Annotated in this window: 15 protein-coding genes and 1 riboswitch; of the genes, 4 read left to right on the top strand and 11 right to left on the bottom strand. The window is 59.8% G+C overall.

The annotated features are described in order from the left end of the window. Positions 1–6: 6 nt before the first annotated feature. The 5 genes from ACR0BK_RS11150 to ACR0BK_RS11130 form a co-directional block, all read right to left on the bottom strand. A complete protein-coding gene (locus ACR0BK_RS11150) occupies positions 7–648 on the bottom strand; it encodes a cell wall hydrolase (RefSeq protein ID WP_480476538.1) in 642 nt (213 codons plus the stop codon). A gap of 187 nt (positions 649–835) precedes the next feature. Then, the gene (locus tag ACR0BK_RS11145) at positions 836–3,376 is read right to left on the bottom strand and encodes a putative PEP-binding protein (protein ID WP_480476946.1); all 2,541 of its coding nucleotides are present in this window, start codon (positions 3,374–3,376) and stop codon (positions 836–838) included. Positions 3,377–3,465: 89 nt separating this feature from the next. Further along, positions 3,466–5,685, bottom strand: a complete 2,220-nt coding sequence (glyS, locus tag ACR0BK_RS11140; RefSeq protein WP_480554686.1) for a glycine--tRNA ligase subunit beta — start codon at positions 5,683–5,685, stop codon at positions 3,466–3,468. A 9-nt stretch (positions 5,686–5,694) separates the two neighbouring features. Beyond that, complete coding sequence (gltS, locus tag ACR0BK_RS11135; protein ID WP_480554684.1) at positions 5,695–6,942, bottom strand: sodium/glutamate symporter; 1,248 nt, start codon at positions 6,940–6,942, stop codon at positions 5,695–5,697. Next, the gene (locus ACR0BK_RS11130) at positions 6,918–7,439 is read right to left on the bottom strand and encodes a DUF6446 family protein (RefSeq protein ID WP_480554683.1); all 522 of its coding nucleotides are present in this window, start codon (positions 7,437–7,439) and stop codon (positions 6,918–6,920) included. The genes gltS and ACR0BK_RS11130 overlap by 25 nt, the downstream gene beginning before the upstream one ends. A gap of 78 nt (positions 7,440–7,517) precedes the next feature. Between ACR0BK_RS11130 and ACR0BK_RS11125 the strand changes: the two genes are divergently transcribed. Then, positions 7,518–8,150 carry a MarC family protein gene (locus ACR0BK_RS11125; protein WP_480476530.1) on the top strand — a complete coding sequence of 211 codons (633 nt, stop codon included), beginning with the start codon at positions 7,518–7,520 and terminating at the stop codon, positions 8,148–8,150. 5 nt (positions 8,151–8,155) lie between these two features. Here ACR0BK_RS11125 and ACR0BK_RS11120 read toward each other — a convergent pair whose 3' ends face one another. Further along, a complete protein-coding gene (locus tag ACR0BK_RS11120) occupies positions 8,156–9,088 on the bottom strand; it encodes a glycine--tRNA ligase subunit alpha (RefSeq protein WP_267363360.1) in 933 nt (310 codons plus the stop codon). Positions 9,089–9,295: 207 nt separating this feature from the next. On the opposite strand from ACR0BK_RS11120, the gene ACR0BK_RS11115 reads away from it, so the two are divergent. Then, complete coding sequence (locus ACR0BK_RS11115) at positions 9,296–11,035, top strand: serine protease (protein WP_480554682.1); 1,740 nt, start codon at positions 9,296–9,298, stop codon at positions 11,033–11,035. A 70-nt stretch (positions 11,036–11,105) separates the two neighbouring features. Here the strand turns inward: ACR0BK_RS11115 and ACR0BK_RS11110 are convergent, their stop codons facing one another. The 5 genes from ACR0BK_RS11110 to metZ form a co-directional block, all read right to left on the bottom strand. Continuing rightward, complete coding sequence (locus ACR0BK_RS11110) at positions 11,106–12,680, bottom strand: 5-guanidino-2-oxopentanoate decarboxylase (protein WP_480554681.1); 1,575 nt, start codon at positions 12,678–12,680, stop codon at positions 11,106–11,108. Then, positions 12,680–14,128: a TrkH family potassium uptake protein gene (locus ACR0BK_RS11105; protein ID WP_480476522.1), complete on the bottom strand. Its 1,449-nt coding sequence runs from the start codon at positions 14,126–14,128 to the stop codon at positions 12,680–12,682. Before ACR0BK_RS11105 ends, ACR0BK_RS11110 begins: the two co-directional genes overlap by 1 nt. Positions 14,129–14,187: 59 nt before the next feature. Then, positions 14,188–14,826, bottom strand: coding sequence for a hypothetical protein (locus ACR0BK_RS11100; protein WP_480493441.1), 639 nt, complete (start codon positions 14,824–14,826; stop codon positions 14,188–14,190). Between the two features lie 283 nt (positions 14,827–15,109). Further along, positions 15,110–16,213: a GTP cyclohydrolase FolE2 gene (gene folE2 / locus ACR0BK_RS11095; protein WP_480554679.1), complete on the bottom strand. Its 1,104-nt coding sequence runs from the start codon at positions 16,211–16,213 to the stop codon at positions 15,110–15,112. A gap of 247 nt (positions 16,214–16,460) precedes the next feature. Next, on the bottom strand, positions 16,461–17,651 hold the full coding sequence (metZ, locus tag ACR0BK_RS11090) for an O-succinylhomoserine sulfhydrylase (RefSeq protein ID WP_480476516.1): 1,191 nt from the start codon (positions 17,649–17,651) through the stop codon (positions 16,461–16,463). A 61-nt stretch (positions 17,652–17,712) separates the two neighbouring features. After that, positions 17,713–17,790, bottom strand: a riboswitch (SAM riboswitch). 123 nt (positions 17,791–17,913) lie between these two features. On the opposite strand from metZ, the gene ACR0BK_RS11085 reads away from it, so the two are divergent. Both ACR0BK_RS11085 and ACR0BK_RS11080 read left to right on the top strand, forming a co-directional pair. Then, a complete protein-coding gene (locus tag ACR0BK_RS11085; RefSeq protein ID WP_480493443.1) occupies positions 17,914–18,612 on the top strand; it encodes a glutathione S-transferase N-terminal domain-containing protein in 699 nt (232 codons plus the stop codon). A 133-nt stretch (positions 18,613–18,745) separates the two neighbouring features. Beyond that, a complete protein-coding gene (locus ACR0BK_RS11080) occupies positions 18,746–19,702 on the top strand; it encodes a calcium/sodium antiporter (protein WP_480554677.1) in 957 nt (318 codons plus the stop codon). The last annotated feature ends 52 nt before the right edge of the window (positions 19,703–19,754 follow it).

Genomic DNA, 19,754 nt, shown 5'->3' with positions numbered 1-19,754 from the left:
CGTCAATCAGTTGCTCGCTGTCCGGTAGTTGTGACGGTAAAAAACATGCACGCCGATTTTCGCGGTCTGTTTATAGACCCGCGACCAGGACGGGCGCACCGACGTCGTGTGATAGTGTGTTGCCCCTTCGGTCAACTCATCCGCCACGCCATCAATGGCTGCCCGCGCGACTTTCGCCACACGCTCATACGCCTTTTTCTCGTGGATTACTTCCTTGCGGCCATCGCAGGTGTATGTGAACTGGCACTGGTATTTCTTGCCGGTCCCCTGATGGATCACGCCGCACAGGGAATCCGGGAAACGGCTGCTTTTGACCCGGTTCAGGATCACCTCGGCAACCGCGAACTGGCCGCGCACGCTTTCGCCGCGCGCCTCGAAGTACAGGGCTTCGGACAGGCATTTCCAGTTTTCACCACCGGAGGCCTTTGGTTGCTGGTCAAGCCAGTCTTTGGAGAAGGACACTTCGACAGGTTCAGCCGCCTTGCGGGGCTGGAACAGCTTGAAATAGTCCCGAAAACTTTGCGCTGGCAGCTCGCTGCGGGCGACAAGTTCTTGTTTTGCAGTATCAGTCGCTTCCTTCTCAGCGAAGGATGCACTCGGCAGAACGGTTGCCGCCACTGCGGCAACAGCCAATATGTAACGTAGCATCAGATAACCTCGCACAGGCACATCACGCGCCTTACCCTCCCCCGGCGGGCGCGACGAGGCTGATACCCCAGACTGACGCAAAGGTCCAGTATCTTGAAAAAAGCAAGTGGAAAATCGCCCGTAGCGAAAATATTTTTCGCCTACGAGTGACCGTATAACCCACTATTCCTTGGGGTTCGGCGCGGTGTCAACCCCCAAGTCTGGAGGAAATCGCCAGTTGAGCGGCAGCCAGCCGAGCGACCGGAACCCGGAACGGTGAGCATGACACATAGTCGAACCCAAGATCGCGACAGATGGCGATTGATTCGGGGTTCCCGCCGTGTTCGCCACAGACCGAAAGGGTCACATCCGGCTTCGCGGCACGCCCGCGTTCTGCCCCGAGTTTCAGCAGCTCGCCCACCCCGTCCGGATCAAGGACATGGAACGGATCTTCGGTAAAGACCCCCTGCCGCACGTAAGCGGACATGAAACGACCGGCATCGTCGCGGGACAGGCCGTAGGTCATCTGCGTCAGGTCGTTCGTTCCAAAACTCATGAAAGCAGTCTGTGGCGCGATCTCTTCCGCGCGCAGACAGGCGCGTGGCGTTTCGACCATGACGCCCAGCCGATATTCGAACTTCTGCCCCCGTTCCGATTCAACGGCGGCGGCGACCGAGTCGATGCGGGATTTGACCAGTTCAACCTCGCGCTTGGCGGATACCAGCGGGATCATCACTTCGGGCACCACCGGAGCACCGTTTTTTCGGGCGTCAAGCGTGGCTTCAAAAATCGCGCGCGCCTGCATGTCGTAGATCTCGGGCACAGTGACACCCAGACGAACGCCGCGCAGGCCCAGCATGGGGTTGTATTCGGTCATCGCCTCAACCCGGCGTTCGACGTCGGACACGGGCAGATCCAGCGCCTCGGCCAACTCCCGTTGCCCGGTGCGCGTTGTCGGCAGAAATTCATGCAAGGGTGGATCGAACAGGCGGATGCAGACAGGCTGACCTTCCATGATCCTGAACAGCTGAACGAAATCCTCGCGCTGCATCGGAAGCAGGCGTTCCAGCACCGCCGCCCTGCCCGCCGAGGTTTGCGCAAAGATCATTTCGCGCATCACGATCAGACGGCCGGGGTCAAAGAACATGTGTTCGGTCCGGCACAGACCGATCCCCTGGGCCTGAAAGTTCCGGGCCGTCTGCGCATCAGCCGGTGTGTCGGCATTGGCGCGGATTTCGATGTCACGCTCGGCATCGGCCCAGCCCATCAGTGTCTGGAAACAGTCATCCAACGCGGCCTCGAGCATGGCGGGCTGACCGGCCAGCACCTGACCCGAGCTGCCATCAATGGTGACAATATCGCCGGTTTTGAATACCCGGCCATCCGGTGCGGTCAGCATCTTGTCTTTCGTCTGAAACCGCATTTCCGAGGCCCCGACGATACAGGGCAGACCCAATCCGCGCCCGATCACGGCCGCGTGGCTGGTCATGCCGCCTTTTTCCGTCAGAACCGCAACGGCGGCGTGCATCCCGCGCACATCCTCGGGCGAGGTTTCCCGGCGCACCAGAACACATGCCTCGCCACGGGCGGCACTGGCCTGTGCTTCGGCCGAGGTAAACACGATCTTGCCGGTCGAGGCACCGGGGCTGGCACCAATGGCCGTGGTCAGCACATCGCGTTGCGCATCGGGGTGGACCTGACGGTGCAGTAGTTCGTTCAGCGCGTGCGGGTCGACACGCATCACCGCCTCTTGCGGCGGTATGATACCGTCTTCGGCAAGACGTACGGCAATGCGCATGGCCGCGCGGGCCGATCGCTGCACCCGGACACCATCCAGAATATGCACGGTGCCGTCCTGAATGACGAATTCGACCTGCATCTCTTCGCGCAGTTTCTCGCGCATTAGCGCGGCCTGAGCCTTGACCTCGGCGAAAGCATCTGGTGCGACCTCTTCCAGCGACGGGCCGCGCGGGTCTTTTTCCAGAAACAGGGCTGCCACATCTTCACCCAGCGCATCGCGCCCCTGACTCTGGCTTAGATAGCGGCCGGTGATTTGTGGCATTCCGGTTGTGGAATCAACCAGTTGCAGAACACCCGATCCGCATTCCCCTTTCCCGACGCCGGGGATCATCTCTTGGATGACCAACCCAAGCCCGGCATCTGCGGGTGCCCCCTTGGCCTGCCGCAGCAAGCGCGCGGACGTCCCGTCCCATGCACGCGCCATCGAGCGCAGAACGCCGATCAGCTGTTCGCCCCTGTCCTGCGGAAAGACCTCGTCGGTTTCATCCTCGTAGGCGCGCAGCGAGTGGCGCAACCCCTCGCGGCCATCAGCTTCGATGTCATCGAACACATCCGCATCCAGCCGTGCCACGTGGATCGCATAGCTTTGAACGAACCGCAGATACAGAGCTGCGGCGGCCTCGGCTCCCATGGTGTCGGACAGGTCGACATAGCGCGCGTCGTTCATTCCGATATTGAGAACCGCGCCGGGGCCGCCCCAATCGGGGTCTTCGGAACTGGGTCGGACGCATAGCAACGAGGTCGGGTCGAACTGTTCGAGGATCGCCGCAATATCCGGGATCGCCCCTTCTGCAATCTGGTGAACGGCATCAAATGACAGCGCAACGGTTCGGGGCACCGGCAGGTCCAGCCGGACCAGACGTTGCAGACATTTGGCCCGCCCGCCATGTGTATGGGCGGTGACAGGCGCGTCGGATGTAATGAGCGTTGTATTCGGATTATTCTGCACTGCAGCACCTTTTGGTTTGTCTGCAGCATAGGCGCTTGCGCCCTTCACGCAAGTGCGTTGTGGGCGCGCCTGCCAGTGCGCCCAGTCGTTTACCCTTCGATCCGGGTCAGATCGGCCACGCTGGAGCAGATCTGCCGGATCTGGCTGAGAAGGTTCAGCCGGTTGCGGCGAACAATGTCATTGTCGGTGTTGACCTGCACATCCTCAAAGAACGCATCCACCGGCCCGCGCAGCCCCGCCATGGCGGCCATGGCCGTGGGGAAATCTTCGGATTTCAGCGCGGGTTGGATTTGCGCATGTGCTGCATCCAAAGCGGCAAACAATGCCTTTTCGCTGTCGGTCTCGGCGAATTTCACATCCGCACCGTAGGAATATTCCACCCCGTCCTTTTCTTCGGCCTGGGTCAGGATGTTGTTGGCGCGCTTGAAGCCCTGCACGAGGTTTTCGCCATCCTCGGTCGCAATCACCGCGTTCAGCGCGCGGGCGCGTTTGACCAGCAGGTTGAGATCATCATTGCCGTCCATCGCGATACAGGCGTCAATGACATCGTGACGGATACCTTCGTCGCGGAGGAAGACCTTGAGACGGTCGTGGAAGAAGGAAAGGAGATCGTCGGATGCGTCGGGGATCTTCTTTTCAAGGCTCAGGAAATCGGCACCCGACAATTCTCCCAGCTTTTCCTTGACAGTCTGGAAGGCTGCGCCAAACACGCCATGATCTGCGATTTCATCCAACAGTTCGTCAACATTTTCAGCCGCCAGCGCCTCGTTTGCAGCGCTTTCAGCACGCAGCAGCTGTCTGTCGAAAAACTGATCCAGATGCAGACGCAGGTCATTGTCGAGCACCAACCGGATAACCCCCAGCGCCGCACGGCGCAAGGCAAACGGGTCTTTCGAGCCAGTAGGCTTTTCATCAATCGCCCAGAACCCGGTCAGTGTGTCCAGCTTGTCGGCCAATGCAACGGTCACCGACAGCGGAGCAGTGGGGACATCATCCGACGGCCCCAAAGGCGAGTAATGCTCTTGCGCGACGGCGGCCACGGCGGCATCTTCACCTGCCGCTTCGATGTAATACCGCCCCATAAGGCCCTGAAGCTCGGGGAATTCGTAGACCATTTCCGAGCTGAGGTCGGCCTTGGCCAGGCGCGCGGCTTTTTCAGCCTGATCGGCATCGGCACCGGTTACTGGTGCCAGTTCGCGGGCCAACGCGGCGATACGACCGATCCGGTCGGCCTGCGTTCCCAGTTTGTTGTGGAAGGTGACGTTTTCCAGCGCGCGGGTCCATTGTGCAATGTCCGATTTGGCAATGCGCAGGTCATTTTCCCAAAAGAACTTGGCATCGGCCAGACGGGCCGACAGCACTTTCTGATTGCCCGCCAGAATGGTCGCGCCATTGTCAGCGGTTTCGCGGTTCGCAACAATGACGAACCGTTCAATCCGGCCCGTTTTGGGATTGCGGACCGAGAAGAACTTTTGGTGTTCTTTCATCGAGGTTTGCAGCACCTCGGGCGGCAGGTCGAGGAATTCGTCGTCGATCCGCCCCATCAGGACAACCGGCCATTCGACCAGACCGGCGACCTCGGCCAGCAGGCCCTGATCTTCGACCAGTTCAAGACCGGCGGCAAAGGCCATGTTCTGGGCGTCGTTCCAGATGTGCCGGGCGCGTTCCTCGGGGGAAAGAACCACGAAAGCCCGCTTCAGCTTGGCCGCGTAATCGTCGAAAGACGTGACCGAAAAGCGGTTGGGCGCCATAAAGCGGTGGCCTGCTGTGGTGTCGCCGGACGAAATGCCGTCGACATCCATTGGAACCACCTGCGCCCCGGCCTCATCCGTCAGAATGCACAGGATCGAATGCAGCGGACGCACCCAGCGCAAGCTGCCACCGCCCCAGCGCATGGACTTAGGCCAAGGGAAATTGCGGATGGTGGTTTCGAGCACTTCGGCAATGATCTCTGCCGCAGGGCGACCGGCCTTTTCGATGGTGGCGAAATAGATGGCCCCCTTGGGCGTTTCGCGTTCTTCCAGCTGATCACGGGTCAGGCCCGCGCCGCGCAGGAACCCTTCGATTGCCTTGTCGGGTGCGCCTACTTTTGGACCCTTGCGTTCTTCCCGGATGGTGGGGCTTTTCGCCAGCAGCCCCTCGACCGCCAGCGTCAGGCGGCGGGGCGTGGTCAGGGCGGCCGCGCTTGCATAGGTCAGACCGGCCTCGACCAGACCATCGGTAATCCGCTTTTTCAGATCCTCGCCGGCACGGGCTTGCATCCGTGCGGGGATCTCTTCGGAGAACAGTTCGATCAGCAGGTCGGGCATTGTCGGTCCTTAGAAATTGACGATCGTCTGAATGACGATGGCATTGGCGATATCCACAAAAAAGGCGGATACAAGGGGCAGCACGATAAAGGCAATAGGCGATGGGCCATATCGCTTGGTCACGGCTGTCATATTTGCGATAGCGGTGGGTGTGGCCCCCAACGCAAAGCCGCCAAACCCGGCGGCCAGTACGGCGGCGCGATAGTTGGACCCCATGACCGGGAACAGCACCCAAAGGACGAACAGCACCGCGAACACCGTCTGCGCTGTCATGATCACGGCAATGGCCATGCCCAGCTGCGCGATGGTCCAGAGTTGCAGGCTCATCAGCGACATTGCGAGAAACGCGCCCAGCGCAAATTCCGAAATCAACGCCAGCGATGGAGTGCGCGACACTTTCGGAGCACCGGGAAACAGCGCATCCCGCAGATTGGCGATCACGATGCCCATGATCAGACAGGGCACGAACAGCGGCAGTTTCAGCCCGGCGGCGGCAATTGATTCATTCAGCGCATACCCCGAGATGATCGCAAGGTTCAGGTGCAGCAGGACGCGCATGACGGTCAGATGATCGATGCTTGTGGTGTGCCCGTCATGCTCATCCGGCAATCCGACGCTGGGTTCTTCGTCAGGGCGGTCAGGCGTCAGGCCGCGCCGTTCGACCAACAGGCGCGCAATCGGGCCGCCAACCAGCGCAGCAAGGACCAATCCAAGGGTGGCGACTGCCACACCCAGTTCGGTCGCGCCGTCAAGGCCCGTTGCCTGCGCCACATCCGGCGCCCATGCAATTGCCGTTCCGTGCCCACCGATCAGGGCAGCCGATCCGAACAACACACCGGCCTGTGCGGGATAGCCGAAGATCGCCGCCCCAGCCGCGCCGATCACATTCTGAAAGACAATCGTCGCCAGAGTAAGAATCAAAAGCAAGATTAACGGCTTACCACCCGCAATGAGGTCAGACAGGCGGGCGTTCAGGCCGATCCCGGCAAAAAACAGGACCAGCAGGAAATCGCGGGCTGTCAGGCCAAAGGACAGTTCGATCCTGAATACCAGATAGAGCATCAGAACCACCAGCGAGGCCAGCAGGCCTCCTGTTACGGGTTCGGGGATGTTGAAATTGCGCAGGGTTGTCACACGTGCGTTGATCTCGGCCCCGATCAGATAGACCGCAAACCCCAGAGTGGCCGTCAGGAAATCGGGGATTTCTATGACATGGCCCACGATCTGCTCCTTCAGTTTTCCGGGCGCGGCGGGCATTCCTCGCCCACGACGGTACCGTCATAGGCTTTTTCACCACAATTGTTCAACGCGTGCCAGACATAGCCCTTGCCATCCGCGGTGATCGCCACAATCCGGTCGACGCCGAAATGGATGTTCTTCACCCCCATGAACGCCCGCGCCTGCCCGGATTCAAGCGCATCCGCCAAAGACACCGCATCGTAGCATTCAAACCATCCCGGTGCGGTCAGGGGTTCGGAGTTTTCGACAGGCACGTATCCAGCCATCTGGTCCGGCGACAATTCGGTTTCGAAGCAGGCACGATACCGGATCGGCGAACTGTCGGCGTCGATTGCCTGAAACCCGGAATAGGCGATGGGCTCGGGCACACCGCCCGAATCCGTAATCAGGGCAACGTCCTGCCCCGGTTGCGGTTCGACCTCATAATAATAGCCGTAGACCTGTAGATAATACATGCCGACGCCTGCCACGATGGCCGACAGCAGCAGAAGAATTGTCAGCAGTTTTCCCGTCATCTTTCAGGCCGCCTCTTTCAAGTTCTTGTAAAATAGGACAGGTTTCATCCGGGGACAGGCAGAAACGAGGTCAACACGATGGAATCCACCCTTGCCGTCGGATTTTTCGGCGCATTGTTTGCGATCATGAACCCGGTCACCAACCTGCCGGTGTTTCTGAGCGTCACTCAGGACCTGTCCGCCGCCGAACAACGCAAGATTGCGGTCAAAACAGCGGTTTACTGCCTGATCCTTGGCGGCGCCTTTGCCTTGGTCGGTAGTCAGGCGCTTGGCCTTTTTGGCATTAGTGTCAATCATCTGCGCGTCGCCGGTGGTCTGGTTGTCATGATGATCGGCCTTAACATGCTGAACGGACACGAAAGCACCTCTCATCACGGGACGAAGGGGGAAAAGGACGCTTACCCCGAACCGGATACCGTCGCCTTTTATCCGCTGGCCTTTCCCGTTTTGGTCGGCCCCGGCACGATCACCACGCTGATCCTGTATGCACACCAGATCAAGAAGCCCGTAGAAGCCATTGTTTATGCTGGTGTATTCCTTGCCATTGTTGGCCTGCTTCTGATCACGTTCTGGAACGCGGCCTGGCTGGCCCAACGCCTGTCCGACACCGCGCGCGTGATCATGAGCCGCTTTATGGGGATGATTCTGGCGGCTATCGCCGTCAGCATGATCGCGGACGGCCTGAAAGCCCTGTTGCCGGGGCTGGCCTGATCGCCTCATCCGGCGCTGAACCCGGCGGCCTCGGTCTGCACAAAGGCATCCGCGCATTGCTTGGCCAGCGCCCGCACGCGCCCGATATAGGCCTGCCGTTCGGTGACCGAGATCACGCCCCGTGCATCCAGCAGATTGAAGATGTGTGACGCCTTGATGCATTGGTCATAGGCCGGATGCGCCATGATAATACGCTTGCCGGTTTTCGGGTCGTCATGTGCCTGCGCCAGGATAGTGGCGCATTCAGCCTCGGCCTCTTCGAAATGGCGCAGCAGAACCTCGGTATTGGCCACGTCAAAGTTCCAGCGGGCGTATTCCTCTTCCGTCTGTTTGAAGATGTCGCCGTATTTCAGCGGGCTGGGCGATTGCGGATCGTTGAACGGCATGTCCATCACGTGGTCGATGCCCAGCACATACATCGCCAGACGCTCGAGCCCATAAGTCAGCTCGCCCGAGACAGGCGTGCAGTCATGGCCGCCGACCTGCTGGAAATAGGTGAACTGGCTGACTTCCATTCCGTCACACCAGACTTCCCAGCCAAGCCCCCAAGCGCCCAGCGTGGGGCTTTCCCAGTCGTCTTCGACAAAGCGGATATCATGCAGGTCCATGTCGATGCCGATGGCCTGAAGGCTGCCCAGATACAGCTCCTGCAAATCCGGAGGGCTGGGTTTGATCAGCACCTGATACTGGTAGTAATGCTGAAGCCGGTTGGGGTTTTCGCCATAGCGCCCATCCGTGGGACGGCGCGACGGTTGAACATAGGCTGCGGCCCATGCCTTGGACCCCAGCGCCCGCAAAGTGGTAGCGGGATGGAACGTCCCTGCCCCGACCTCCATGTCATAGGGTTGCAGAATCGCGCAGCCTTTCGAGGCCCAGTAGGACTGAAGCCTAAGGATGATTTCCTGAAATGAACGCGGTGCACTGGTCGGTTCGGTCATGACATTCCCTCTGGGCGCCCCGTGCGCCCGGTTCCGGTCGGTTTGGCCCTTCCTATGCAAGGGGCCGAGGGGCGTCAACGGGGCTTTGGGCTGTGGCTGTATCTGCGCGGCCACACCACAAATTCCCCGCATTCACAGCATGGTATTTGGCAAATGAAATCGCGTATTCTGCACCTCAGTACAAACACCGCATAACACGGGCAGACTATGACACGCGTATTTTCAGCAATTCTTTTGTTTCTTCTGGTCGGCCTGCGCGCCGCGACCGCACAACAAGATCCCGGCGTCTGGGTTCAGGTCGAGGCGCAGCCGTCGCTGCGCGAAGCGCAGGACCGGGCGCAAGCCTATGCCAGCACCCTGCCCGATGTGAACGGGTTTCGGCTGAACAGCGGCTGGTATGCCATCGTCATTGGCCCCTATTCGCGCGGCGATGCCGAGCAGGTTTTGCGCGTATACCGGGCCGAGGGGCAGATCCCGCGTGACAGCTTTGTCGCGTTTTCAAGCGCGTTGGGGCAACAGTTCTGGCCGGTCGGCGAAAACGCGGTGAACCGCGACGTTGTTAGCGTGCTGACAGAACCGGCAGCACGGGCGGAAGAACCCGTGGCGGTTACGACCGCACAGGATTCGGATGAAACCCGCGAACAGGCGTTGCAATCCGAGCGCCTTTTGACGGCGCAGGAACGGAAAGACCTGCAAACAGCCCTGCAAGCGGCGGGTTTCTATAATTCGACCATCGATGGCGCTTTCGGTCAGGGAACCCGCCGGTCGATGGGCGATTGGCAGCGGTTCAACGGGTATGAGGCGACGGGCGTTCTGACCACGGTGCAACGCAAGGCCCTGATGGATGAATACAACGCGCCGCTGATCTCGGCCGGGATGGACCGGTATTCCGATGACGCGGCCGGAATTGCGCTGGACATGCCGTTGGGTACAGTCAGCTTTGACCGCTATGAGGCACCGTTCGTGCATTTCAAAAGCGCCTCGGATCTGAACGCCCAGGCCCTTTTGATCAGTCAGGAGGGTGACAAGAACACGCTGCGCGCCCTTTACGAGGTGATGCAGTCGCTTGAGATTGTTCCGCTGAATGGCCCGCGCGAGCTGGGCCGCGACCAGTTCACCCTTGAAGGGCGCGGCAATGGGATCGTGTCATTCACGCAGGCGCGGCTGGATGATGGAAAGATCAAGGGCTTTACACTCGTCTGGCCCGAAGGGGACGAAGCGCGCCGCCTGCGTGTTCTGGCTGCGATGGCGACCAGCCTGAGCACAACCGGCGCGGTTCTGGATGCCGCCGCCGGTGCGGATGCGGAACAGCGCATCGATCTGGTCTCGGGTCTTCAGATCCGCAAGCCCCGGCTGTCGCGGTCGGGCTTTTTCGCTGGTACGGACGGCACGGTTCTGACGGTGTCCGAAGCCGCCGAAAGCTGCACCCGGATCACTCTGGAGGGGGATCAGGAGGTTCAGCTGGCGCTGACGGACCCGGAGCTTGGTGTTTCGGTCTTGCGCCCTGCAAAAGCTCTTGCCCCCATGAGTGTTGCTGCTTTCAGCACCACCCAACCGCGCATCCAGTCCGAAGTGGCCGTATCCGGCTTTTCCTACCAGGGGGCTTTGGGCGCACCGACGCTGACCTACGGCCAAATCGCGGATATCCGTGGCCTGAACGGCGAGACGGGTGTCAAACGGCTGGCGCTGAACGCACAGCCCGGCGATGCGGGCGGGCCGGTCTTCAACGACAGCGGCAACGTGGTTGGCATGCTGCTGCCCACACCGTCCGAGGGGCGCACCCTGCCCGCGTCAGTCAGCCTTGCGGCAACGGTCGAGCGGTTGACAGAAATCCTGACGAAAGCCGGTGTTTCCGGTCAGTCGAGCGAGGAAACCACCCGGATTTCCCCCAACGAGCTGAACCGGCGCGCGACCGGAATGACGGTTCTGGTGCATTGCTGGGATTGAACGCGCGCAGATATTGAAACCAGACATTGAAACATCAAAGCGCCGCATGAACCTGCGGCGCTTTTATTTGTTACAGAATGTCCGGGGTCACGTGGATCAAGGTCGGGACAGGTGCATCGAAAGCCGCGCGAACCGCGCTCTGCATCTCAGCCAGAGATGAAGGGGCTGAGGCGCGCGCGCCAAAAGCTTCGGCCAGCTTGCAGAAGTCCGGGTTATGCGCCACCACTGCATTGGGCGCGATCTGGCTGCGGACCATGCTGTCTTCGATTTCTTTCAGTTTGCCATTGTCCCACAGGATGATCGGCAGCGACAAACCCAGTTCGACCGCAACACCCAGTTCCTGCATCGTATAGTGGAACCCGTAATCCCCGGCGATAACCGCCGTTGGTTTGCCGCGCCGCGCCACCGTGCCGCCAATTCCGGCCGGTAGACCATAGCCCAGCGTTCCGAACCCGGTCGGATGGTGCCAGTGATGCGGATAGGCCATGTCCCACACCTCTTTCGCGACATAGGCGAATTGGGTCATGTCGGAATAAATCATGGTATCAGCGGGCATCGCGGCGCGCAGCGCATCGGCCACTGCTGCAATTCCGGGCCGTTCGGCATCCACCTCGGCCCGCCACCGGGCACGGGTTCCGGAAATCTCGTCGGGCGACCAGCCGGTTGCCGGTTTCAGGTTTTCGGTCGCCTGCCACAAGGCGCGGGCAAAGCTTTCGCTGTCGGTTTGCAATTTGATCGCGGCGCGATGGTGGTCGGACAGGACTTCGGGATCAAGGTCAACGCGGATCAGCGTTGACGAATGCCCAAGGTCGCTGCGCCACAGATCGACCTCGCCCAATTCGGCGCCGACCGCGATGACCAGATCCGCCGAGGCGATAACCTCGGCGCTGCCGGGGCGCGGCAGCGACGCGCCGAAATCCAGCGGATAGTTTGCGCCCGGCAGCCCGCGCCCTGCATATGTAGTAAAACATGCAGCCCCAAGCTGTGTCAGAATCTGCCGCCAGTCGTTGGACTTGCAACCGCCCCCAAGAATGAACAGCGGCCTGCGCGCAAGGTTCAGCATCGAGACAACCGGCGATACGTCAGGCGGCAACGCCTTGGTGCGCAACGCGGGCTGGTTGGGGAAAGGTGCCGGGTCGGCCTCGGCCTGCAACTGCGCGATTGGCACCTGAATGTGCTTGGGGCGCGGGCGCGACAGCTCGAATTCTTCAAAGGCGCGTTCGACCAGCGCATAGGCGGCCTCGGCCGTGTTGGCCTGTGCCGACCAGTCGGCAACAGTTCCGGCCGCAAGGCGCTGGTCCTTCATCTGGTGCAACTGGCCGCGCAGCGCCTGTGTTTCATCAAGGCAGGACGACACCACCAGCATCGGCACCGAGTCGCTGTAGGCCTGCCCGATCGGCGTCATGATGTTGCACAGGCCGGGCCCGGTGATCACATAGGCAACCCCCGGCTTGCCGGTTGCGCGGGCATACCCATCGGCCATAAACCCCGCCCCCTGTTCGTGACGGGCCAGAACATGTTGGATGCCAGCCTCTTCGATGCCGCGATACATTTCCTGATTGTGAACGCCGGGTATACCGAAAATCACGTCCACGCCACGATCCTTGAGCATATGCGAAATCTGCGCGCCAAGGGGTCTTTTCATCAGCCTCTCCAGAATTGAACAGTGAAGATCGCGTAAACGGCCAACAGCTCGAGCCGCCCGACCAGCATCCCGATTGTCAGCAACCATTTGGCCGTGTCGTTGAGATTTGCGAAATTGCCCGCTGGTCCGATCTGATCGCCCAGACCGGGACCGACATTGGCCAGCGCGGTCGCTGCCCCGGAAACGGCTGTGATAAAGTCCAGACCGGTCAGCGCCAGCGCCCAGGACAGCACGCCCATCGATAGGACAAAGAACATGAAGAAGCTCATCACCGAGGTCAGAATACCCTGCCCCACAGGCCGCCCATCATAGAGCGGCACGAACACGCCATGCGGAGACCTGATCCGTTTGATCTGACTTTTGATCGAGGCAAACAGCAGCTGATAGCGGAATATCTTGATCGAACATGCGGTCGATCCCGCGCAGCCGCCAATCAGGCCGATCAGGAAGAACATCATGATCGGAAAGCTGCCCCAGCCCATGTAATCGACACTGGCATAGCCGGTGCCCGAGATGATCGAGGTGATGTTGAACAAAGATTCCCGAAACGCCTGTTCCCAGTGATGCGGAAAGACCGATGTCAGGAAAATCGACATGATGATGACCAGAACCAGAATGGTCGCCAGAAACACGCGAACTTGACTGTCTTTCCACAAGGACGCTGTATGGCCGTTTGCCAGCTGGACGTAGCGCACAAAAGGAAGCGCCGCCAAAATCATGAAGACCGACGCCGCATATTCGGCGGGCCCCGAGAAGGTTCCGAACGAGGCGTCATAATTCGAGAACCCGCCGGTCGAAAGCGTTGTCAACGCATGTACCAGGGCGTCGAAAAAGTTCATTCCCAAACCGGCGTAAACCAGCGCGCAGACAAGTGTCAGGAAGACATAGATGAGCGAAATCTGACCCGCGATCTCTTGCGCGCGAGGCAGGATTTTTCCCATTGTTTCAAAGCCTTCCGAGCGGAAGATTTGCATGCCACCAACGCGCAGCTCGGGCAGGAATACCATGGCGACAACGATGATCCCGATGCCCCCCAGCCATTGCAGGATACCGCGCCACAGCAAAAGCCCCTGCGGCAGGGTGTCCAACCCGGAAATCACTGTTGAACCTGTTGTTGTCAGGCCGGACATCGCCTCGAAATACGCATCGACAAAGCGCAGCTCGGTTTCACCGAACAGAAACGGAATTGCGCCAAACAGGGGCAGCGCCGCCCAAACACCGGTTGTCAACAGGAAGGTCTGGCGGATGGTCAGCCCTTCGCCCACACCGTTCGAGCAGCTCATCGCCAGAACGGACCCGGTCAGCGTCGTGATAATCGCGCTTTCCAGAAACACGTGCCATTCCCCGCGCCCCTCGATCAGGTCCGCGAGCATAGGCAGCAGCATGGTCGCCCCAAGAATGGCGACCAGCAAGCCAATCACATATCCGACCGGGCGAAGATCCATCATGACGCGCAGGGTTGGCGTGCCAACCCGACCGTGTCAAGCAGATGATCCCGGTTTACCCGTCAGTTTTTGGCATCTGCTCCGGGCATCACGGGTGGTTTGGACGGGGCACGAGTTTTTCGCGCCTGCGGTTTGCGCGGCTCTGTGGCCGGGGCAGATTTCGCCTGCACCTCAGCCGGGGCAGGATCGGCCGGTGTCGGCTTAACCTGCGTTGCCTGAACAGGCGCCGGTTTTGCAGGGGCGGGCTTGGGCGTTACGGGCGACACGGTTGCGGTCGCAGGTGTCACCGTAGATTCAACAGGTTTTACTGCTATTTCATCACTAACCGCTGGTGTCGGTTTGGCTGCCGCCGGGGGTGCTGCCGTGGGCCGCGGACTGGCTGAGAACTCAACCGGTGTGGCCGCCGGCTTGGACGGTGCAGGTTTGCGGGCCAGCTTTTTCTTGGGCGTTGACGATTTCACCGGTACGCGTTTCGCACGGGTCGCGGCGGGTTTGGGATTGGCCACCGGTTTTTCCGCCGGTGTTTCCACCGCAGGAACCGGTGCTGATGCTGCCAGGTGCAGGGCGTGGACCGGCACCATCGGCAGTTCAAGTGCCGAACGGGTCATGATCTGTGCGATCTTGATCTGGTTGACGATCGCATAGCCAGCCATGCGTATAGCTGCGGCCTGAAGCTCTAGCGGTTGGGTAATCGGATTCATTCCATAGATCTCCTCTGAAAACGATGCAGCCCGAAGAGTGAGGGTAAAGCGCCCTGCCCGCTCGGAGGGTCCGGGCGGAGGTAGGGGTCTTGCAGTCCAAGGCGTCTCACGTCTCGGCTTCCTTTCGGGTGACACACCATTGAGCGCGCCGGTGTGCCGAAGCTGCATTCCCCGTCAGGATACAGGAAGTCTTCACGCAATTGCAGCATTTTTGCTGCACTGCGGCGAATGAGCGCCGATCAGATAAATCTCTGATTAAATTCTAGCCACTTACCCGAGACGTTCAGCCAACGTGAAACAGGGTCGTAAACAGTTTCGGGTCCAGGCTGGACGCGGTGAAGGTTGGGCCTTCGGTCAGAATCGACACGGCGTCATGGCTGTGCAGGCTCTCTTGATGGCTTGCGACAACGCGAAAATCGCCAACGTGATGATCTGCCAAAAGCTCGGCGCAGAACAGGCGCGCGGCATCTTCGACAAAGATCGGATTGGCTGCGTTCAGCTCGGCAAATGCCTGTTCATCTTCGCGTTTCACCATGACCTGCGTTTCCGTCGGAACCGCACGGCGGCACAGCGCAATCAGGTCTTCAAACCACAGGCAATCCGCATCACAGTCCACGACAACCGAGATCCGCGCGACGGAGCGCTGCGAATGCGGCGTCGCCAGCTGACCACGCATCGACCGGGCATGTTCGCTGAGTTCCAAAGAACATGGGCAGGTCGAGGAATAGACATAGTCAAGGTGCATGATCTTTAGACGCACACCGTTCTGTTCGACCAGTTCCAGCGCTATATCGTAATACTGGTACCCTTCAAGGCCCGAGCGCAGGCTTTTGATCCTGTCCGGGTAGGAAAAGCGCATCTGGATACGGGCGTCGAAGCTGTCCAGATCGGACATGTAATCGTCCAGAGCGGATTCCATGACCTCAAAGCTGAACGTCCGTTCCGCATGTTTGTAGAAAGATCGCATTATCCGGGACATATTGATGCCCTTTTTCTCGGCCTCGAGGCTGACCGTGCCGGTGATCGAGGTTTCCAGCGTCAGGTCTTCGCCCTCTTTCCGGTGGAAGCGGATCGGCAGGCGGAAGTTCGAAATACCCACATGTTGAATCTGCTGTTTGGCCCCACGGATCAGGCTGGACGGGCCGTTCTGCAAATCCGGCAAGGATGCGCGGTACGCCGCATCGACAGAAAAGTCATCGGGGTAAGCGCGCGAAAAGGGCGGATAGTTGCCCGCCGCCAGACCGGGCAGCAGCCGGGCCACAGCCGGGTCAAGCTGGTTTATCTCGGCTTCCGAGGCGGACTTTGCCCATTGCCGCAAAACGTTCAAAGCCTCGGCAGCCTTGTCCCGATCCGGTTTTTCATCAATGTCGCGCGGGTGAACGTTCATCAGCGGCAGTTCCTTGGTTGGTCGTCGGACTATATATGACTGATGGTCTAATACCAGTCTAACCCGATACGTCGGCAATAGCAGCCCGGATTGAAAAATCCGGCGCAAAACCGTCATCTGGCAACAGTTAGCGCCTTTTGAAGGCGGGAACAGCGGGTGGTGCGCGTGGCTGCCGCCCGAAACAGAGTGGCCGCATGGGCAGGCAGCCAGCCCCCACGCACGAAAAGGGCGCGCGGGGGGCTTTGGTTTATTTCTGCGAGGCTTCCAACGCTTGCTGAAGGTCGGCCAGCAAGTCACCGGCATCCTCAAGCCCGACGGAAAAGCGGATCAGACCTGGTGTAATGCCCAGCTGGTCCTTCTGCACGTCACTGAGACGCTGGTGCGTTGTTGTCGCCGGGTGCGTCGCGATGGATTTGGCATCGCCCAGATTGTTCGAAATCACAGGAATGGTCATTGCGTTCAGGAAGGCAAACGCCGCATCCTTGCCGCCCTTGATGTCCAGCGACAGCACGGTTCCGCCCTTGCCGCCCAACTGGGTCTGAACCAGCGCGTTCTGGGCATGGGTTTTCAGACCGGGGTAAAGTGTACGTTCCAGCGCCGGGTGCCCTTCCAGCGCCTCGGCAATCTTTTGCGCGCTTTCGGCTTGAGCATTGACCCGCAGCGCCATCGTCTCAAGACCCTTGAGCATGATCCACGCATTGAACGGGCTCAGCGCGCCGCCGGTATGCTTAAGATAGGGTTCAACTGTTCCTCGGATGAAGTCCTTGGTTCCGATGATCACACCGCCCAGCGCACGGCCCTGCCCATCGATATGCTTGGTCGCTGAATAGACGACCACATCCGCACCCTGCTGGATCGCGCGCGAGAACACCGGGGTCGAGAACACGTTGTCCACCACGACAACGGCTCCGACCGCATGGGCCAGATCGGCCACGGCGGCGATATCGATCACCTCAAGCGTGGGGTTCGACATGGATTCAAAGAAAACGGCCTTGGTGTCCGGGCGGATCGCAGCCTTCCACTGTTCCAGATCGGTGCCGTCAACAAAGGTCACGTCCACGCCATAGCGGCTCAGGATGTTTTCAAGGATATAGAGGCACGAGCCGAAAAGCGCCTTGGCCGAAACGACATGGTCCCCGGCCTTCAGCATCGAGGTCAGCGCGCCGTTGACGGCGGCCATACCCGAGGCCGTCGCAAACGCATCTTCGCCGCCTTCCAGCGCCGCGATGCGCTGCTCGAACATGGACACGGTCGGGTTGCCGTAACGGGCATAGATGAACTCGTCCGGGCCACATTCCAGAAACCGGGCCTCGGCTTGTTCAGCGTTTTCGTAGACGAAACCCTGCGTCAGAAAAATCGCCTCGCTCACCTCGTTATACTGGCTGCGACGGATGCCGCCATGGACGGCTTGGGTGCGTTTGTTCCAGTTCTCGCTCATCTCAATCCTTTCAGCCTCGGGTGGAGGCAAACAAAAAACCCCAGACGCGGCCAAGCGAAAGGGGTCTTTCATCCTGACCTTTTAGCGGTGTTGTTTAGCGTGGCCCGCAATCCGGTAACAAATCGCCACGTAGCTTCAGGATCGCAATACGCCTCGGGCGGTTCTCGGTCAAGCCCGGCCTGCGGTTCGGTCACGCTTTCGTAAGCGGTACTTGCCGAACCGGCAGAAACCCGCATGATCCCCGTCAACATCAGGAGAACACATGGCTGACCCGATTGATCTGTATTTCTGGCCGACACCGAATGGCTGGAAAGTTTCCATCGCCTTGGAAGAGATGGAGCTGCCCTACACCACCCATCTGATCAATATCGGCAAGGGTGACCAGTTCGACCCCGGTTTCCTGAAGATCGCGCCCAACAACCGGATGCCCGCCATCGTCGATCCCGACGGGCCGGACGGCGCACCTATTTCGGTTTTCGAAAGCGGCGCGATCCTGATGTATCTGGCCCGCAAGACCGGGCGGTTCTATGGCAGGACCGAGCGCGACCGGATCGCGGTCGAGGAATGGCTGATGTGGCAGATGGGAGGCGTTGGCCCGATGGCGGGTCAGGCGCATCACTTCCTGAAATACGCCCCGCAACTGGACCCGCCACAGGACCTGCCCTATGCCAAGGACCGCTACCGCGCCGAGGTCGCGCGCCTTTACGGCGTACTGGACCGGCGGCTGGCCGAAAACGAGTATGTCGCGGGCGATTTCTATTCCATCGCCGACATGTCGATCTGGGGCTGGGCCAGCCTGTGGGAAGGTCAGCAGCAGGTGCTGGAGGACAAGCCGCACTTTGCCCGCTGGCTGGAGACCGTCAGCGCCCGCCCAGCTGTTCAGGCCGGACGCGCGCTTTATGCCGAGTTGCGAGGGGATCACCGGGACAAGCAGGCGCAGAGCGTTTTGTTCAAGCGGTAGGCTTGTTCCATGGCCGGTTTTGAGGTCAATCTTACGTATGCTGCGTGATGCGCGAATATCCGCCTTTGCTATTGTATAGGTTTGGCAAATCATTACATGAGCGACGGAAATCCTTCAGAAAGACCCACTCAAGATGTACGCGGCATTATTTGTCGTTTTTGGCCTTGTTGGCTTAGTGGTCGGTGGCGAATTGGTGGTGCGCGGATCGGTTTCTGCTGCCAAGTCGTTCGGTATTTCACCGATGGTCATTGGACTGACACTGGTTGGCTTCGGAACGTCAACACCGGAACTGGTTACAAGCTTGCAAGCCGCGCTTTCCGGTTCTTCAGGCATTTCAATTGGGAATGTTGTCGGCAGCAACATTGGGAACATTCTTCTAATACTCGGCATCGCAGCACTCATCGCGCCTATCGCCGTGAACCCGAGAGCACTCCGCCGGGACGGTACGGCGGTCGTGATAGTAACTCTCCTTTGTTTAAGCGTAGTTCTATACGGCGAAATCAGCCGGCTGATCGGCGCAGGGCTTGTCGTCACCTTGGCGGCTTATCTGGGCTTCACACTGTGGTCTGAGTATAGGTCCGAAGGCACGCCAGCCGCAGCTGTCTACGAGAACGAAGCAGAAGCCGTAGTCGGCCCAGTAACATCACTTGCCGTGTCGTTACTGATCACCGTTGCAGGGCTGGCGATCACCATATTTGGGGCAAAGCTCTTGGTGACAGGTGCCGTGTCTCTCGCTGAGACAGCGGGGCTTTCGGAGACGGTAATTGGGCTGACAATTGTTGCAATCGGAACCTCAATGCCGGAACTCGTCACTTCAATCATCGCAGTTCGGAAAGGTGAGGGAGATGTCGCACTCGGGAACGTCTTGGGCAGCAACATCTTCAACATCTTGGGTATCCTTGGCGTAACTGTTCTGGTGCAACCTATGGTCATTCCTGGCGAGATTATTCGTCTCGATATCTGGGTTCTGTGTGCCTCAACGCTTGTCCTTATCGGGTTTGCCCGAAGCGGCTGGTCAATCAGTCGGCGCGAGGGCGGGCTCTTTGTGCTCGCTTACGTTGTCTATCTTGGTGTGCTTCTGGCTCGATAAGCGTTCACTCGGATAGCCTAGCTGTCTAATGAAGCGGACCTTTACAGCGGTG

This window comes from Ruegeria sp. AF1, from assembly GCF_056542125.1.
The sequence above is the reverse complement of the archived record's forward strand: the minus strand, read 5'-3'. Positions and strand labels throughout refer to the sequence as shown.

What these genes read in the sequence shown, in the direction of transcription:
- glyS (WP_480554686.1), bottom strand. Translation starts at nt 5,685, where the DNA reads ATGCCCGACCTGCTGATCGAACTGTTCTCCGAAGAGATCCCCGCACGG.
- ACR0BK_RS11110 (WP_480554681.1), bottom strand. Translation starts at nt 12,680, where the DNA reads ATGAAAAGACCCCTTGGCGCGCAGATTTCGCATATGCTCAAGGATCGT.
- ACR0BK_RS11100 (WP_480493441.1), bottom strand. Translation starts at nt 14,826, where the DNA reads ATGAATCCGATTACCCAACCGCTAGAGCTTCAGGCCGCAGCTATACGC.
- ACR0BK_RS11130 (WP_480554683.1), bottom strand. Translation starts at nt 7,439, where the DNA reads ATGACGGGAAAACTGCTGACAATTCTTCTGCTGCTGTCGGCCATCGTG.
- ACR0BK_RS11120 (WP_267363360.1), bottom strand. Translation starts at nt 9,088, where the DNA reads ATGACCGAACCGACCAGTGCACCGCGTTCATTTCAGGAAATCATCCTT.
- ACR0BK_RS11150 (WP_480476538.1), bottom strand. Translation starts at nt 648, where the DNA reads ATGCTACGTTACATATTGGCTGTTGCCGCAGTGGCGGCAACCGTTCTG.
- folE2 (WP_480554679.1), bottom strand. Translation starts at nt 16,213, where the DNA reads ATGAACGTTCACCCGCGCGACATTGATGAAAAACCGGATCGGGACAAG.
- gltS (WP_480554684.1), bottom strand. Translation starts at nt 6,942, where the DNA reads ATGCCCGCCGCGCCCGGAAAACTGAAGGAGCAGATCGTGGGCCATGTC.
- ACR0BK_RS11085 (WP_480493443.1), top strand. Translation starts at nt 17,914, where the DNA reads ATGGCTGACCCGATTGATCTGTATTTCTGGCCGACACCGAATGGCTGG.
- ACR0BK_RS11125 (WP_480476530.1), top strand. Translation starts at nt 7,518, where the DNA reads ATGGAATCCACCCTTGCCGTCGGATTTTTCGGCGCATTGTTTGCGATC.
- ACR0BK_RS11115 (WP_480554682.1), top strand. Translation starts at nt 9,296, where the DNA reads ATGACACGCGTATTTTCAGCAATTCTTTTGTTTCTTCTGGTCGGCCTG.
- metZ (WP_480476516.1), bottom strand. Translation starts at nt 17,651, where the DNA reads ATGAGCGAGAACTGGAACAAACGCACCCAAGCCGTCCATGGCGGCATC.
- ACR0BK_RS11105 (WP_480476522.1), bottom strand. Translation starts at nt 14,128, where the DNA reads ATGATGGATCTTCGCCCGGTCGGATATGTGATTGGCTTGCTGGTCGCC.
- ACR0BK_RS11080 (WP_480554677.1), top strand. Translation starts at nt 18,746, where the DNA reads ATGTACGCGGCATTATTTGTCGTTTTTGGCCTTGTTGGCTTAGTGGTC.